The following is a 15,672-nucleotide window of genomic DNA, read 5'->3' as shown; positions in this document are numbered from 1 at the left end:
TATTGAAAGGTATAACGTGCTAACGTCCCGTGTCTCTCGCCTGTCGATTTCTCAAACGTTGGCGATAGTTGAAAAGGTGCGCACTCTGCAAAAGCAGGGGGTGAAGATTTACGATTTGTCTGTCGGTGAGCCGGACCACCCATCCCCGCCGGAAGTTAAGCAGGCCGGTCATAAAGCGATTGACGATAATTTCACGAAGTATACCGCGGCCTCGGGCATCATGGAGCTTCGCCAAGCGATTTGCGAGAAGCTCAAGCGGGATAACGACCTCGACTATGCTCCGCAACAGATTGTGGTGGGCAACGGCGCCAAACACATACTGGCCAGCGCACTGCTCGCGCTGGTGGAGCCCGGTGATGAAGTGATCATTCCCGAACCGTGCTGGCTTTCTTATCCTGAACTGGTATGGCTGGCGGGTGGGGAAGTGGTTTTCGCTCCGACGAAAGTGGAGGACGGGTTCCATTTGCGGGCGGAAGTCTTGGAGCGGTTGATATCTCCGAGAACCAAAGTAATCATGCTGAACAGTCCATGCAATCCCACAGGAGCAGTGCTTTCCGGCGCGGAAATGGAGGCGATTTCAACTGTTCTGAGGCGTCATCGCACTTATGTGATTTCGGACGAAATATACGAGTACTTACGTTTTGACGGGCGGGAGCACGTCAGCCCTGCGCATTTCCCGGGCATGATGGAGCGAACGGTCGTCGTGAATGGAGTATCGAAGAGTTTCGCAATGACCGGCTGGCGGATTGGATATGGGGCCGCACCACTTGAAGTATCGGACGCCATCGCGCGAATTCAGAGCCAGATGACTTCCTCGCCGTGTTCGATTTCACAAAAGGCGGCGTTAGCGGGAATTCAAAGCGGCACTGCTTATCCTGAGATGATGAACAAGGATTTTGTACGCCGGCGCGATATCTGTCATGCAGCCTTGAAGGATGTCCCGGGAATTCGAATCCCGAAGCCGGAGGGAGCGTTCTATGCATTCCCGCAGATACCGGCCATGATGACCGGGTCAATCAATGGGAAACCACTAAAGGAAGCAACGGCCTTTGCCGAGTATCTGCTGGACAAGTATCATGTGGCGATCGTTCCGGGCACCGCGTTTCGAGCACCGGACTGCATTCGGCTGTCGTTTGCAACATCGGATGAAATCTTAATCGAGTCTGTGAATCGAATCGCCGCAGCTGTTTCAGATATCAAGTCTTAACAAGAATCACCCCATGCCGACCTACGAATACGTTTGTGAAAACAAGCATGAGTTTGAGGAATTTCAGAGCATGCTCGATCCTGCACTCGAAGTTTGTCCGATCTGCGGCGGGCGCGCGGAGCGCAGGATTTCGGCGGGAAGTGGACTCATCTTCAAAGGTTCGGGCTTCTACATTACAGACTACGCTAAGAAATCACCCAGTGGAAGCAGCGACTCAAGCAAAAGCAGTTCTTCTGATAGCAAAGAGTCCAGCGGGTCGACGCAAGGCGCAGCGAGCAAGACGTGATCATCTTTGACCGATTTGCGAAGCTCAAGAAGCATGCGCCGGGCATGACTGTGCATGCTGCACAGAAACACATGCTCGCACTGCTGAGCGGATCATTGCGGAAGAACGACTTGCCGGATCTGATTATTGAGCCGACTTCAGTCGAAGATCTTCAAGCAGCCCTGCGCTTTGCGGCGGAAAAGGAGATTCGAGTAGCGGTAGCGTCCGGACAGCATCCTGCCGCCGTTCAGGAGTTAGAGGGTGCGATGCTTGTGCTCACGCACAAACTTGTGGGACCCTGTAGGTTGTCTTCAGATGGGAAAGGAATGTGGTTTTTTTCTGGAAATCTGCTTGAGTCAATGGCGGTGGATTTGGCGCAACGGGGGCTAACATGGCCGCCCTTGCACCCGATTGAACCTGGCGAGACATTGGGAACCTTGTTTGCAAACGCGCAGGAGGGACTGCGCTGCCTGCGGAGCGGTGGGGTCTTATCAAACCTTCGTTGCATGGAGTGGATAGGTTACGACGGAACTATTTTCCATACGGGGCCAGGTCTGAGCAGCGACGGAGTGGATGTCTCGCCGCTTTTGTTTGGAAGTCAAGCGCGCTACGGGGTTTTCACTCGCTTCGAGCTGGCCATTGAGTCGCTTCCCAAGTCACGGACTCTGTTGTTGGCTGAGTGCGAGAGCGTGGAGCAGCTTGGCGAGTTGTATCGAGTATGGCGTTCTCAGTCGCCGCAGCCGTCGGCGATTCCATTCTACACAAAGACCGCAACCCGAGCACTTCGACAGGGGAACGACAATTTCGTTACAGATCGCGCGGTGACGCTGCTCGCCGTTGAGTGGGACGAGTCGCTTACATTGGACGCACTGCAGAACGTGCAGCACACGACGACGAACGAAGCCGCCCGAGTCAACCAGATATGGCAAAACCTTCTGAGGTTGCCGCGAACTCTGACGAGGTTGTTCCCCCACAGATCTCGTGGAAGGTTCCGTCTGCCGGCCGAAGCACTTGTCGACTTTGATGAACGTGTCGATGAACTTGCGCGTGACCGAAGCCTGGACGTTGCCGTTTGGGGAACGTTGGACACTGGAGACGTACGAGTTTGGGTCCTTCATCCGGATGATGAAGCCCGCACTGCTCGGCGCGCAGCAGACTTGTTAGAGCGGCTGGCTGAAGACTCAATTCATCTTGGAGGGTGTCCGGTTGAAACAGCTGCGGGGTTAGTTAGTCTCACGGGATTTCGCGATGCTGTGACTCGGAGTATTGAGGCCGCATTGGTTGGCAAGTGTGATCCAGCTTCGCGCTTCAAACCGTTACGCACCGGTTCGCAATAGCAGTTCACAGTAACGGAAAGAAAAGCCCGGCGCGCTAACGCCGGGCTTTTACTCTGGGGAGTTACTCGCCTAAGCTTCGGCGAGTTTCTTCAATTGGCTGATGGAAATAGATTTGGGTCTTTGAATCGGCTCACCCCAGGCTCTGCTCATCACAATCTGCGAGCACATGCCTATGGCCCGCGAAACACCGAACATGACCGTATAATAGCGAGGCTGCGTAACACCGTAGTGGTGCAGCAGACTGCCGGAAATCGAATCGACATTCGGCCACGGATCCTTGATCTTTTGAATCCCCTTGAGGATTTCAGGGACGACACGGAAGACCTGTTCGGCCAGCTTGAAGACGGGACCGTCAGGACATTCCTTCTTCCCGAATTCGAGGAAGGCTGTGAAACGCGGATCCACCACTCTGAGAACTGCATGACCATATCCCGGGATCACGCGGCCGGACGAAAGAGTTTCATGAGCAAAAGCGTCAAGCTGTTCATCAGAGGGGTTGCCATTGAATTTCTTCAGAACATCCAGCAACCACTGCAGGACCTCTTGATTTGCCAAACCGTGCAACGGACCGGCAAGTCCATTTAACCCTGCACTGACAGCGTAGTACGGGTCAGAGAGTGCGGAGGCTACGCAATGACAAGTGTGAGCCGAGACGTTGCCGCTTTCATGGTCAGTGTGCAGCACCATGTAAAGCCTCATTAGCCTCTTGAGGCCACCATCTTTGTCTTCCACGCCCAACATGTGAGCATAGTTTGCAGCCCAATCAAGTCCTGGCTTGGGCGCAATCCGCGGCCCGAGATCGTACCGCCAGCGATACACACCTGCGGCGATTTCAGGAATGCGCGCGATCAGGTTCAAACTGTCTTCAAGTGCTGCCTTCCAGTATTCTTCCTTGCCCATGCCTTCGTCGTAGCGCTTCCGGAATACCGAATCCCGCTCGAGTGTTAAGATCAAGAGGTTAAAGACTGCCATAGGGTGGCTGTCTTTGGGCAAAGCTTCCATCGCGTGCCACACGAAGTCCGGTACGTGTCGGCGCTTTTCAAGATCACTCTGTAGATCCGCGAGTTCTGAAGCTGTGGGCATTTCACCCGTAAATAGAAGCCACATGACTTCTTCGGGGAGTTTATCCACCAGTTCCATCACGGGTATGCCGCGGATGATCAAACCTTTGTCGGCTGGAACCTCAGAGGTATCGCAAAGCAAGGACTTTATGCCGCGCTGGCCTCCGAGTAGTGCGCCAACCGTAACCGAATCGATGACCTTGTCGCCATGGGTCTTGGCGAGGGATTTTACAATCTCCTGGTAGGCCGGTAGCGTTTTTGATAATTTCTCGTGAATCAATGACATTTGTGTCGACCCTGTGAGGATGAATTTAAGGCAATCAGTAAATATGCTCTATTCCTTATTATCGTGATTTGAACTCTGAAAATCAACCGGAAATCACGGCAGGGAGGGCTATTCCCGTTTTGGATGCTTCAATTCTCACCACCTTGTCCAACGCGACCGTTGAAGTCCTCTTCTCACGGGGTTTAGAAGTCATTCCCATTCTCAAAGTATTGAAACATCCCCATATTAAGCAAATAATAAATAACTATTTATGAGAATTTAACGATAAACACGAACGCTTCGACCATCCAAGCCGTTGCGGATTAGGGGTTAGTTCGTTAACTTATTTGATTAACTAATCATGGACATTTCTACTTATCTCCTTTTGGCGGCGATTGCCGTGCTTGGATTGGCCCTCTGGGTGCAATTGACCCGCCTCTCAAATCGTTCAGATGTCGAGCGGGAGAGAACTGCCAGCTTGGAAAGCAGAATCTCCGCGCTTCAGGAGAGCATTGAGCGTACGCGTCAAGAGAATCAAGCGACCTTGTCTACAGAGTTGCGTGAATCGAGGAAGGAGTTTGCGGGAGAACAGGAGATTGCACGGAAGGAGTTGAGGGAGAGTATTGAGACATTCCGCGGCAGCCTTGAAGGTCTACGTGAGACACTAAGCGCAGACCAGTCCAAAGCACGTGCCGAGTCGCGACAAGCCCTAAGCGAAGGAGTCACGTCGCTCACCGAACAGTTCAGGCTGCTGCAGCAGTCCAACGAAGCCAAGCTGGCCGAGATTCAGAAGAAGGTAGACGAGAAGCTTTCAGAAACTATCACCCGCAACGAAGGTCTCTTTAAGGGCGTGACCGAGAGACTTGTAGAACTGCACACAACGAACGAGAAGATTCAACGCTTTTCTCAAGAACTGGAGGAGTTGCAGGGGATTCTCAAAGCCCCGAAGTTGCGCGGCGAATTGGGTGAAATAGAGATGGAGCGGATGCTGCGCGACTGCCTTCATCCGAGTCAGTTTGAAATCCAATACCCGTTAGGCACTGGGCGCGTCGATGCCGTGATCAAGAACCCCCACGGTTGGCTGCCTGTTGACAGCAAGTTTCCACTCGAAGCCTACAACCGATTGCGGGCTGCGCAGGATGATTCAGAAGCAGAGGTGGCGCGTAAAGAGTTTGTGCGAGCGGTTAAGAAGCATGTTGACGACATCGCCGACAAGTACATTCGGCCACCCGAGACCTTGCTGTTTGCCGTCATGTATGTTCCCGCCGAGGGGGTGTACTATGAGATGCTGTCAATCCCTGACCTGATGGAGCACGCTCGCAAGAAAGGTGTTTATCCAACGTCTCCGACGTCGTTTTGGGCTTTGCTGCAAGTCACAGTCATTGGGTTCAAGGGAATGCAAATCTCGGAAAGTGCAAGGCACATTACGGGACTCTTAAGGGGTCTGGGGGGCGACCTCTCGAAGGTTAAGGACAGCTTTCAGAAGGCCACAAAGCAGGTCCTGCAAGCGGGGAACAACATGGAGCAAGCCAATCGAGATCTTGGACAATTGGAACGCAAGCTCGACGGGATTCAACACGAGGGTGCCCAGAACGAATTGCCGGAACCGACTGTTGAGAGATTGTTGCCTAACGCTGACGGAACCACGTGGGAGCCGTAGGACGCACCCGACCTGTTCCCGACCCGTATCAGTTTGAACTTTTTGGACTGATATCAGAGACAATTTCCACTCCGCTCCCGCCGGAACCGCCACTGGCTTCCTCCCGCCGCGGTCCTCGACATAAACCGCAAGGGTTGGTTTACGATCTTCAGAACTGCTTTGACGTCATAAACGACGTGATGTTCAAGTGTGAACTTCGGCAGCCAGTGATTCGCTGGAGCCGGAATCGCTGGCGTTACACGCTGGGTCTTTGTGACGTGGAGAAGCGCGTGATTACGATTAACTCCGCGTTGGATGATGCACGAATTCCTGAAATGGTGGTTGCGGGTGTGATGCACCACGAGATGCTGCATCTGTACTTTGGCATCACAGAGGGTCCCACAGGGGGCAGACGCTTTCACACGCCGGAGTTTCGCGCCGCGGAGCGACTATTTCCTGTCTACAAAACTGTGGAAGAGTGGCTAAGAGATAACTGGCCTTTGCGTGGTCGTCCCGCGCGGAAGCCTCGCCCCTCCACAGGCGGATTTCTCTCCTACCTTGCAATGATGCACGGAGGGACTCGAGTTGGCGCGGATGCTGAGTAGCTACTGATAGATTTCCGCGTTTCGCTCCACTTCCCATTCCACTCCTGGCTGGCCGTTGCAAGTGTACGAGGCCCGCAGGACGACGGAACGGTCGAGGGAGAGCGTGACAGAACAGTACTTCGTTAGCGACAGATTGAGTGCTTTTTCAATCATGTCCGGCGTCATTTCGGGACCCTCAACCTGCGCATGAAAGTGAAGGGAAATAATTCTGCGAGGATGAGTTTCCGCTCGGTTCGCTTCTACTTCCATCTCAAAGCGGGTGAAGGGCTTGCGGCTCTTTCCGAAGATAAAGACCATGTCCATGCTTACGCAGCCTCCGGCCGCGATCACGAGCATCTCGATGGGGGAAGATGCCCCGTTTCCGCCTCCCGAAACCGGGCCAGCATCCACGGGAACCCAGTGATTTGAATCAGCTTTCGCCAGAAAGGCCATTTGGCCTGAGTGCTTTAGTATGATTTTCAAGGGAACCTCCGAATAGTAAATCGTGTATATAAGATTATCTAAATATAATTGAGTTTCAACAGCACATGGCTTGGATTGCACCCTTTGTACTTGTCGTAGCGACCCTTTTAGGTTCGGCACCTCTCAGGGCAGATGCAGACGGCGGGCCAGTCTCGCCCGGCGTGCCGGTGCGAGCGATATGGAGCACAGATGCGATCGCGGCGGACGGCACCTCGGAACTCGGCCTGCTGTTCAGTGTACCAGCAAAACACCACATTACGGACGTCGAGTTTGGGCTATTCTATGTAACGGTTTCAGATACGCTGGGCCTTCTATTTGGCGAACCGCAATTTCCGAAGGGGGAGCCATTCCACGATGAGGTTTGCTATCGCGGTGACGTGCTCGTGCGCGTTCCGGTTACCGCCGCACCTGACGCCGTGCTTGGGACACATGTAATTCCAGTCGAGGCCGGCTATCAGATTTGTCAAGAGTACGGACAGGAAGTATGCTTTCTGCCTGAAGAAAAGAGGCTCACAACTTCGCTTGAGATTCGCGCTGCGGGTTCTCAAGTCATCGCCGCCAACGAACGGATTTTTGCGGACGCCCGAGCAACAGGTGAACAAGAAGAGCCAAAGGGACTTGAAGCGCGCTTGCTCGCAGCGCTTGAGGGCGGCTCGTGGACGGCGTTTCTTGTTGCTTTCCTTGGCGGAATCCTCGCAAGTTTCACGCCGTGTGTGTATCCGGTCATTCCAATAACCATTGGATACATCGGCGGTTCAAGTGCAGGGAAACCGTTGCGGGGCCTCATGCTTTCAACGATTTTCGCCTTGGGCATCGCCATCGTCTATAGTGGACTTGGACTCTTTGCCGCCGCCACGGGGACGCTGTTTGGTTCGATTTCCGGATCCCCGGTAGTGAATATCGTCATCGCGATAGTCTTTGGCATCATGGGAATCAGCATGCTTGGCGCGTTTGATATTGCGTTGCCTGCCGCGCTGCAGTCCAGTCTGACGGGTGGCGCAGCAAAAAGAGGATTTTTCGGACCGCTCTTGCTGGGCATGGCTTCAGGCTTGGTGATGGCGCCATGTGTCGGTCCAGTGATCGTCGCGCTGCTCGCGTGGGTTGCTCGCACGGGTGATCTTTTCTACGGCTGGGCGTTGCTATTCACGTTTTCACTGGGGCTTGGCTTGCTGTTTCTGGTTATCGGAACTTTTGCCGGTGCGATTCAGGCACTGCCTCGGGCCGGCTCCTGGATGGAAACCGTCAAGAAAGGCTTTGGCTGGATACTGATGGCGGGAGCAATCTATATGCTCCGGCTTACACTTCCCGAACACCTATATTATGCGGCGTGGTCGGTCCTGCTGATTGCGTTTTCCGTCTTTTCCGGCGCTTTCGACTCATTAACTGACGAAGCCACGGCGAAACAGAGGCTTGGCAAAACATTCACACTTATCGTGTTCTTGATCGGCGGGATATTCCTCTTCAAGTCGTTCTATCCAAATGCGATCGGCGCGACGACGGAATCCGCCGGCCCACTAACTGAATTAGAGTGGATGGTCAACAAAGAGGAAGAAGCTCTGCGGCTGACCGAATCCTCGGGCAAACCCATGCTGATCGACGTATATGCCGACTGGTGTGTCGCTTGTGTAGAACTTGACGAAAAGACCTGGATTGTGCCGGCAGTCCAACAACGTGTCGATGAGTTTGTCAGACTAAAGCTTGACTTCACCAAAGAAACCCCGTGGGTGAAGGAGATGAAGCAGAAGTATAAGATCACGGGGATGCCAACAGTGATCTTGCAGGAAGGCGACCGCGAAATCACTCGGTTCACGGGATTCAAGCCCGCAAAAGACTTCATAGCCCTGTTGGATCGCCACAACCTTTAACACACTGCAACAATAGAGGAGCTGACGTGTCCAATTTGGTCACTGTTACAGACGCAAATTTTGAAGAGACAATCCTGCGTGCCGACCGACTTGCCGTTCTCGACTTTGGGGCGGAATGGTGCGCACCCTGCAAGAAAATACATGCCATACTTGAAGACCTTGCGCCTGACTGGGATGGCAAGGCAGTGATTGGCGAGATTGACATCGCAGCCAACCCGGAAACGCCGCGCAAATACGGTGTACTGAACATCCCGCAGGTGCTCTTTTTTAAGAATGGGCAGCTCGTCGAGACTGTAACCGGAGTTCTCCCGAAAGCAAAGCTCGAAGAGAAGTTCCGCAACCATGCTCAATAAGTTCTTATTGCACGAATGAGAACAAGGGCCGCGAATAACGCGGCCCTATTAGTTTACTTAAGGTGGTTCGCGCTCACTTCTTCCCGGACTTTTTCGTAGTGGTTTTCTTGACAGCGGACTTCTTTGACGCCGTTCTTTGCGTCTGCATCTTTTTGTCAGCGGGAGCTTTCGCCGGTTCCTTCTTCGCTGCTGTCTTGGAGGCAGGAGCGACCACTTTGCCCGGATTCGCGCTTTGCAATGGTTCTCCTGTCAGCTCGGCGATTTCTGCGCGTAATTTGTCGATCTTTGCTTCCAATCGGTCCGTAACCTTATCTACCTCCCGATTCATAGCATTTGCGTGTCCAGCTTTCAGCAACGCACCAAGTCTCCATTTGCCGGATGCAGCATGCAACTCTCTTTCCGCCATCAGGAGTTTCAGCCGGAGCGTGCGAACCTTCTTCTCAATAGAGTCATCCATACGTCTTTCACTTTCTGCTCGATACGTTCGGCTACAGCCGCGAGCGCTTATGCAGTTTCGAAATAAACCAGTGGTCGATTCTCCGCCGGACCATCGGAGATCTCAAAGGCTCCCGATAGAAGTGAGATCCCTTGCGGCTTGCCGGAAGGTGCGCCGCTCCAATGTGCGATTGCAATCGGTTCGCCAATCTTGACCGAATCGCCACGCTTCTTCAAAAATCGAATGCCGGCGAAAGGGTCGACCTTATCTGAAGCAACTCGTCGCCCCGCACCCAGCTCGACGAGTCCGAGTCCGATCTGACGAGGTCGAATCTCGGAGAGCACTCCATTGCTCGCTGCAGTTATCACGTGCGAGCATGCCGAGTTTACGCCTGACTCGAGCTCCTTCCATACGAAAGGATCCGCCCCTTGTGCTTCGGCAATCCGCTGAAAACGCCTGTATGCAGCCCCACTCTGCAGCACTCTATGGAACTCTTTCCTGCCTGATTCGACATCGCGGACGATCCCTCCGAGCTTCAGCATTGCACCTCCAAGAACACCACACAACTCGATCAACCTTGCGTCGCCGATGCCGTTTTTCAGTATGCTCAAGCACTCGACAACTTCAATGAGGTTGCCAGCTGTGTCGCCGAGCGGTTCGTGCATGTCCGTGCCATAGACTATCGTCTCGACGTTCCAGTCCGCCGACCACGTCACAAGCCTCTGCGCTAACTCCCGAGCTTCTTCCTCTGTCGGCAGGAATCCGCCGGGGCCGATTTTGACGTCCATAACGAGTGCATTCGTACCCTCGGCTATCTTCTTCGAGAGAATGCTCGCGGCAATCAGCGGAGGGATGGCGACGGTGGAGGTAACGTCGCGCAGGGCATACAGCTTTTTGTCGGCAGGAACCAGGTTGTCCGTCTGAGCGCCAAACACACAGCCGTGCGCGCGCAATATGCTTGAGAATTCCTGATGCGACAGCACAACGCGCAATCCGCGAATGCTTTCAAGCTTGTCAAGAGTCCCGCCTGTGTGCCCGAGTGCCCGTCCTGAAATCATGGGGACGGGAACACCTGCTTCGGCAAGAACGGGGGCAACAATCAATGAAGTCTTGTCGCCGACGCCACCAGTGGAATGTTTATCCACTTTGCGGGCTGAGATATCCGGGAACGACAGCACTTCGCCGGATCTGATCATCGCGTTAAGAAAACACCTTCCCTCTTGATCACTTAGCCCGCGAAAGTAAACCGCCATAAGCAGCGCGGACATTTGATAGTCGGGAACCGTTCCATCAACAAATCCGTTAATCAACGCAGTAATCTCAGTGTCTGACAGTCCGCCCCCGTCTTGTTTTCGGGCAATGAGTTCTGCAACATTCACACTATTTGCCAGGGATAACGGCGCCGTCAGGAATCACGGCATCCTTTTCGATGATCACGATTCCGTCTCGCACAGAGTAACCCTCGCCGTCATGATCAGGAACATTGTCGCTTGGGTCAATTCGCACGCCGTACCCAATCCGGGCGTTCTTGTCAACAATAGCTTTCCTGATTGACGTATCGCCGCCGATCCCTATGTCCGGTCGGCCCGTTTCGCGATTCAACTGCAACGACTCCGAACTTTCATAGAAGTCTGCGCCACATACGACCGAGTCAATGATTTTGATGCCTGACTTTGCAACCGTACGCGTACCGAGGATAGAATGCTCAATGGAACCATGCTCAATTCGTGAGCCGGCACAGATTAACGCCCGTTTCGAATACACCTCGCGCATACTCGCACCGGGCAGAAAGCGCGGACGCGTGAATAACCGGTAGTTCGGATCAAACAAAGCGAACTTTGGTTGAGGATCCGTCAAAGCGAGGTTGGCATCATAGTAGGATTCGATGGTTCCAATGTCCTCCCAATACCCGCTGAAGGGGTAGGCAAACACACGATGTGTGTTGATTGCTGAAGGAATCACATGCTTTCCGAAATCTGATCCCGTATCAGGAGCGAGCAGTTGTTCTATTGCTTCCCAGCGTATCAAGTAGATGCCCATTGACGCCATAACAACCGGTCCCTCGGAGTCAAAGTCGGCAGACCTGAACACTTCACCCGAGAGTGTCCAATTCTTAATGTCTTTCGGGGATTCAGGCTTTTCCTTGAATTCCACGATGCGACCATCATCGTTGACCTTCATGATCCCGAATCTTTTGGCGTCCTCGAGCGCAACAGGATAAGTTGCAATTGTTATGTCGGCTCTTGCTCTACGGTGAAGGGCGAGCATGCCCTGATAGTTCATCCAGTAGATGTGATCTCCTGAAAGAATCAAAACGTCCGTGGGTTCAGCAGGTCGAATGTGACGCAAGTTCTTGCGCACGGCATCGGCTGTCCCCTGCAGCCAATCGCTTGTATCAATGGTCTGCTCAGCAGCAAGAATCGTCACAAATCCATTTCTGAATGCATCAAACGTGTACGTCATTGAAACATGGCGATTCAATGATGCAGAGTTGAACTGAGTTATGACATAAATCTTGCTCAGTTGAGAATACAGGCAATTTGAGACTGGAATATCGATCAGCCTGTACATGCCGCCAAACGGAACGGCCGGTTTTGAACGGGGCTTGGTTAACGGATGCAATCTTGTGCCTCGTCCGCCGCCTAATATGACTGCCGCTACATTGTCCATAAGAAATTTATGATGTGGTTATTGTGTATCAAGAAAATTTAAGACTTTCGCCGCAAGCCGCTCTGCGTCACTTTGAGTCGGAGCCTCTGCAAATACTCGCACAATCGGTTCAGTGTTGGAGGCTCTTGCCTGTACCCATGCGTCTACCGTTCTCCACTTGAATCCGTCCAGCGTGTCAGCTTCGCCCAGGTCAGTGATTTGCGCGAGACGTTCGAGAGCACGAGCCTGCTCCATCAACGTAGAGAATTCGCGCTTTCGCTTTACAAGATGGTACTGCGGCATTCCGTCAAAGAATTCGGCAGAAGCAGTGTCTGCTGAAAGCAGGGCCTGCAAGACTAAGGCCGCCCCTACTGCCGAGTCACGGGAAGCATGTACCAAAGGCAGCATGACTCCACCGTTACCTTCCCCTCCAACTGCCGCTCCAACTTCCTTCATCCGCCGCGCAACGTGCGCCTCGCCAACTCGTGTTTCATAGACAGTTCGTTCAAAGCAGTTTGCTATGTCTCTGATTGCGAGACTGGTTGAGCAGTTGACGACAACGGGACCGGGAACATAAGGAAGCGCGGCCAGCGCAGCAGCGCAAATTGTCAATTCTTCACCCGCCGGTTTACCGTCGGACCGGATGATTGCAAGTCGGTCTGCATCGGGGTCAACAACGAAGCCGATATCGACACGCGCATCTTGCATAGCTTGGCACACGTCGCGGATATTTTCAGGAGTCGGTTCAGGTTGTCGAGGAAACCTGCCAGTTGGTTCAAGATGAAAGCCCACGACATCACAACCGAGAGTTTCCAACAGCCTTTTGAGCAATTCGCCACCTGAACCATTCACAGCGTCCAGCCCGACGCGAAACTTCCGCCCCCTCAGTTCGTCAACGCGCAAGAAAGGCATCGCGAGCACGGCATTCAAGTGTCTCTCAACCGCAAGTTCGTCGCGCTCATAACGTCCGACGCGAAAAGCATCAACGTCGTATGCCTGTGTTGAGGCTACGGCCGTGTGCAGCAACTTGCCACGGTCCTCGTCAATGAATAACCCGTCCTCGCCATAAAACTTCAGCGCGTTCCATTCAGCCGGGTTATGGCTGGCGGTAATTGCAATACCGCCCTTCGCTCGGTGATACTCCACGGCAAGTGCGACTGTGGGCGTCGCGACTACTCCGATATCAATTATCCGAGCGCCCGCTGATGCCAAGCCGGAGATTGTGGCAGCACGCATCATTGTCTTGCTGATACGGCTGTCGCCACCCACGACGACTGGTCCGGGCGCGCATTGATTTCCAAATGCCTGTGCCCACCGCAAACAAACCTCGGCAGTCATGCTTTGCCCGACGATGCCGCGCACTCCGGATACGGAGATCATCAGCGGCGAGTCGTTCACCATCGCCCCGGCCACTCGCGACCGATTAGTTCCGATAGCTCTTCCAGAAATTCCTGGTCTCTATCGTCGAACTCGCGTACGCGCTTGCCGTCAATGTCGATTTCGCCAATGATTAGGCCGTCGGCACGAATTGGAACGACGATTTCCGAGCGAGTTTCGAGAAAACACGCAAGGTATCGCGGATCATTCTGCACGTCCTCCACGATAATGGTTTGCCCCTCGCGAACAGCTGCGCCGCAGATGCCCTGTGAAATCGGAATGCGCGTGTGCTCAGTTGCTTGCTTCCCCGACCAGGGGCCGAGCACGAGATCGTCACCGTCTACCCAGTAGATGCCCACCCAGTCGTATGCCGAGTTATCTCGGCGAAGCAACTCACACAATGTCTGGCAGCGAGAACGGAAGTCCGCATCGGGGAGTTTTTGGAAGAGCCTTGATGCTGATTGATTCGTCATCGATGGGGGTGAGTTTGACACCATTGCAGGAACTCGTGAGCACTCCATGCGGAAGGGCAAAGTGCTTGCGTGATCGGTCCTTTAGCAGCCAGATCAAGACCGTATTCAATATCGTCGAGTCCATCTGCGGCGTGCGCGTCAGGGTTCAGAGGAATGGGAATCTCGAGTTCAATAGCGCGCTTGAACCACCGCCAGTCAAGATCCAGACGATGCGGATTCGTGTTCAACTCGATCGATTTCCCGTACTCGGCCGCGCATTCCAAAAGTTTTTCGTGATTGACTGGATAACCTTCACGCCTGAGGAGCAAACGCCCGGTGGCATGACCAAGAATGTCTACGTGTGGATTCTCGAGAGCGCGGCACAAGCGAGTCGTTGCCTCGTCTTCGGACATATGAAAACCCTGATGAATTGACGCAACGACGTAATCAAATCCCCGCAGAAGACCGTCATCGTAGTCCAAACTTCCGTCAGCAAGGATATCACATTCAGTGCCTTTGAGAATGCGAAACGGCGCAAGCTCATCATTCAAGTAGTCAATCTCTTCCCACTGTTCCATAACGCGATCCGTGGAAAGCCCTCCCGCGTAAGCCGCCGACTTGGAGTGGTCGGCAATCCCGATATACTCATAGCCGCGCAGCATCGCGGCTTCTGCCATCTGTCGAATGGAGTGATGTCCGTCAGAGTAGTTCGAATGAATATGCAATATTCCTCGAATGTCTTTCTTCTCAACAGGGCACGGATACGTAGGTTCCCCTAACAATCGTGGCTCTGTGGTTTGCTCTCGCAGTGCAGGTGGAACGAATTGAAGCCCGAGCATACCGTATAGCTGTTCTTCAGTCGGCGAGTTGGGCAGTTCACCCGCGCGGCGCAGGAGTTCGGCAACGTGAGTTCTTGAACCGGTGGCGAGCACAAGCCTTGTCCCAAGTTCATCGGGAGCGCAAACGGACAACTCGATGTCCATTCCTTCCGTCGTGCGTCCAGACCAAATCTCTCCGTCCTTGTTGTTCCACGTGATAGCGTCGATTCTCGAAATCAGCTCTCGTGAGGTCTTATGATGCTCACGTGATGCGCACACGGCGCAATCAAGATCACCAATCGTTTCACAGTTGCGACGCAGGCTTCCACAGAAGTGAACTGAGTCGACGTGCGGAAGTGCCAAGATTTGTTCAGTCAGCGCCGCCGCAATTCTTTTGGCATGATGCCGGAGCCTGCGTTTGCCGATTGTTTGCAGGAAAGCAATGCTGGCCCGGAATTTTTCAAGGGTTTTGCCCCCAAAGCCTGAAAGAGCGGAAAGCTTGCCTGCCATGATGGCCGAGTCCAGCTCTTCAAGTGAAGAGATATGTGCCTCGCGCCACAGTACGCGAGCCTTTTTGGGACCGAGACCATCAACGCGCATTAAGTCTAATACGCCAGGGGGAACGCGGTCCCTCGCACGTTCGAGTTCAGTAAATGTTCCGCTCTCTGCAATGTCGCGTATCGCTTGTTCAATCGCGGCACCTACACCCTTAACCATCTTCAGGCGTGAGCCGATCAGAAGCTCTTCGAGAGTTGCAGACACTTGCGTGAGTTGGCGGGCCGCATTCGCGAAAGCGCGTGCGCGGAACGCCTCTTCATCAAGTAAATCGAGAAGCAGCGCGTACTCCTCCAGCAATGCAACCACTTCACCGCGAGTCATGC

At 53.7% G+C, this 15,672-nt stretch carries 15 protein-coding genes; 7 read left to right on the top strand and 8 right to left on the bottom strand.

Annotation, left to right across the window (positions count from 1 at the left end; genetic code table 11):
- Nucleotides 1-16: 16 nt before the first annotated feature.
- From KJZ99_09655 to KJZ99_09645, 3 genes are read left to right on the top strand one after another with little or no spacing between them, the layout of a single operon-like run.
- Complete coding sequence (locus tag KJZ99_09655; GenBank protein ID MCL4306167.1) at nt 17-1,207, top strand: pyridoxal phosphate-dependent aminotransferase; 1,191 nt, start codon at nt 17-19, stop codon at nt 1,205-1,207.
- A 13-nt stretch (nt 1,208-1,220) separates the two neighbouring features.
- On the top strand, nt 1,221-1,493 hold the full coding sequence (locus KJZ99_09650) for a zinc ribbon domain-containing protein (GenBank protein MCL4306166.1): 273 nt from the start codon (nt 1,221-1,223) through the stop codon (nt 1,491-1,493).
- A complete protein-coding gene (locus KJZ99_09645) occupies nt 1,490-2,809 on the top strand; it encodes an FAD-binding protein (GenBank protein MCL4306165.1) in 1,320 nt (439 codons plus the stop codon). Before KJZ99_09650 ends, KJZ99_09645 begins: the two co-directional genes overlap by 4 nt.
- A 69-nt stretch (nt 2,810-2,878) precedes the next feature.
- Here the strand turns inward: KJZ99_09645 and KJZ99_09640 are convergent, their stop codons facing one another.
- Nucleotides 2,879-4,156: a citrate (Si)-synthase gene (locus KJZ99_09640; GenBank protein MCL4306164.1), complete on the bottom strand. Its 1,278-nt coding sequence runs from the start codon at nt 4,154-4,156 to the stop codon at nt 2,879-2,881.
- A 340-nt stretch (nt 4,157-4,496) separates the two neighbouring features.
- Here KJZ99_09640 and rmuC point away from each other — a divergent pair, with 340 nt between their 5' ends.
- Both rmuC and KJZ99_09630 read left to right on the top strand, forming a co-directional pair.
- Nucleotides 4,497-5,795, top strand: a complete 1,299-nt coding sequence (rmuC, locus tag KJZ99_09635) for a DNA recombination protein RmuC (GenBank protein MCL4306163.1) — start codon at nt 4,497-4,499, stop codon at nt 5,793-5,795.
- Complete coding sequence (locus KJZ99_09630) at nt 5,783-6,379, top strand: SprT-like domain-containing protein (GenBank protein ID MCL4306162.1); 597 nt, start codon at nt 5,783-5,785, stop codon at nt 6,377-6,379. The genes rmuC and KJZ99_09630 overlap by 13 nt, the downstream gene beginning before the upstream one ends.
- Here KJZ99_09630 and KJZ99_09625 read toward each other — a convergent pair whose 3' ends face one another.
- On the bottom strand, nt 6,380-6,841 hold the full coding sequence (locus KJZ99_09625) for an OsmC family protein (GenBank protein ID MCL4306161.1): 462 nt from the start codon (nt 6,839-6,841) through the stop codon (nt 6,380-6,382). It abuts the gene before it with no gap.
- A 65-nt stretch (nt 6,842-6,906) separates the two neighbouring features.
- On the opposite strand from KJZ99_09625, the gene KJZ99_09620 reads away from it, so the two are divergent.
- The gene (locus tag KJZ99_09620) at nt 6,907-8,706 is read left to right on the top strand and encodes a sulfite exporter TauE/SafE family protein (protein ID MCL4306160.1); all 1,800 of its coding nucleotides are present in this window, start codon (nt 6,907-6,909) and stop codon (nt 8,704-8,706) included.
- A 26-nt stretch (nt 8,707-8,732) separates the two neighbouring features.
- The gene (locus tag KJZ99_09615; GenBank protein ID MCL4306159.1) at nt 8,733-9,059 is read left to right on the top strand and encodes a thioredoxin fold domain-containing protein; all 327 of its coding nucleotides are present in this window, start codon (nt 8,733-8,735) and stop codon (nt 9,057-9,059) included.
- Nucleotides 9,060-9,132: 73 nt separating this feature from the next.
- Here the strand turns inward: KJZ99_09615 and KJZ99_09610 are convergent, their stop codons facing one another.
- From KJZ99_09610 to KJZ99_09585, 6 genes are read right to left on the bottom strand one after another with little or no spacing between them, the layout of a single operon-like run.
- Entirely contained in the window at nt 9,133-9,516 is a 384-nt protein-coding gene (locus tag KJZ99_09610) for a hypothetical protein (GenBank protein ID MCL4306158.1), read from the bottom strand.
- 47 nt (nt 9,517-9,563) lie between these two features.
- Nucleotides 9,564-10,874, bottom strand: a complete 1,311-nt coding sequence (locus KJZ99_09605; protein ID MCL4306157.1) for a thymidine phosphorylase — start codon at nt 10,872-10,874, stop codon at nt 9,564-9,566.
- A 1-nt stretch (nt 10,875) separates the two neighbouring features.
- On the bottom strand, nt 10,876-12,165 hold the full coding sequence (locus KJZ99_09600) for a glucose-1-phosphate adenylyltransferase (GenBank protein MCL4306156.1): 1,290 nt from the start codon (nt 12,163-12,165) through the stop codon (nt 10,876-10,878).
- Nucleotides 12,166-12,183: 18 nt separating this feature from the next.
- Complete coding sequence (locus KJZ99_09595) at nt 12,184-13,557, bottom strand: phosphoglucosamine mutase (protein ID MCL4306155.1); 1,374 nt, start codon at nt 13,555-13,557, stop codon at nt 12,184-12,186.
- Nucleotides 13,539-14,018, bottom strand: a complete 480-nt coding sequence (locus KJZ99_09590) for a GAF domain-containing protein (GenBank protein ID MCL4306154.1) — start codon at nt 14,016-14,018, stop codon at nt 13,539-13,541. The genes KJZ99_09595 and KJZ99_09590 overlap by 19 nt, the downstream gene beginning before the upstream one ends.
- The gene (locus KJZ99_09585) at nt 13,991-15,670 is read right to left on the bottom strand and encodes a DNA polymerase/3'-5' exonuclease PolX (GenBank protein ID MCL4306153.1); all 1,680 of its coding nucleotides are present in this window, start codon (nt 15,668-15,670) and stop codon (nt 13,991-13,993) included. The genes KJZ99_09590 and KJZ99_09585 overlap by 28 nt, the downstream gene beginning before the upstream one ends.
- Nucleotides 15,671-15,672 lie beyond the last annotated feature (2 nt).

The organism is bacterium (assembly GCA_023382385.1).
GTDB lineage: Bacteria > Electryoneota > RPQS01 > RPQS01 > RPQS01 > JABWCQ01.
Note: the sequence above shows the minus strand (reverse complement) of the source record. Positions and strands in the feature narration are given on the sequence as shown.

Excerpts from the sequence above, each read along its gene's own strand:
- KJZ99_09650 (MCL4306166.1), top strand. The coding sequence starts at position 1,221 with ATGCCGACCTACGAATACGTTTGTGAAAACAAGCATGAGTTTGAGGAA.
- KJZ99_09640 (MCL4306164.1), bottom strand. The coding sequence starts at position 4,156 with ATGTCATTGATTCACGAGAAATTATCAAAAACGCTACCGGCCTACCAG.
- rmuC (MCL4306163.1), top strand. The coding sequence starts at position 4,497 with ATGGACATTTCTACTTATCTCCTTTTGGCGGCGATTGCCGTGCTTGGA.
- KJZ99_09620 (MCL4306160.1), top strand. The coding sequence starts at position 6,907 with ATGGCTTGGATTGCACCCTTTGTACTTGTCGTAGCGACCCTTTTAGGT.
- KJZ99_09610 (MCL4306158.1), bottom strand. The coding sequence starts at position 9,516 with ATGGATGACTCTATTGAGAAGAAGGTTCGCACGCTCCGGCTGAAACTC.
- KJZ99_09600 (MCL4306156.1), bottom strand. The coding sequence starts at position 12,165 with ATGGACAATGTAGCGGCAGTCATATTAGGCGGCGGACGAGGCACAAGA.
- KJZ99_09590 (MCL4306154.1), bottom strand. The coding sequence starts at position 14,018 with ATGGTGTCAAACTCACCCCCATCGATGACGAATCAATCAGCATCAAGG.
- KJZ99_09585 (MCL4306153.1), bottom strand. The coding sequence starts at position 15,670 with ATGACTCGCGGTGAAGTGGTTGCATTGCTGGAGGAGTACGCGCTGCTT.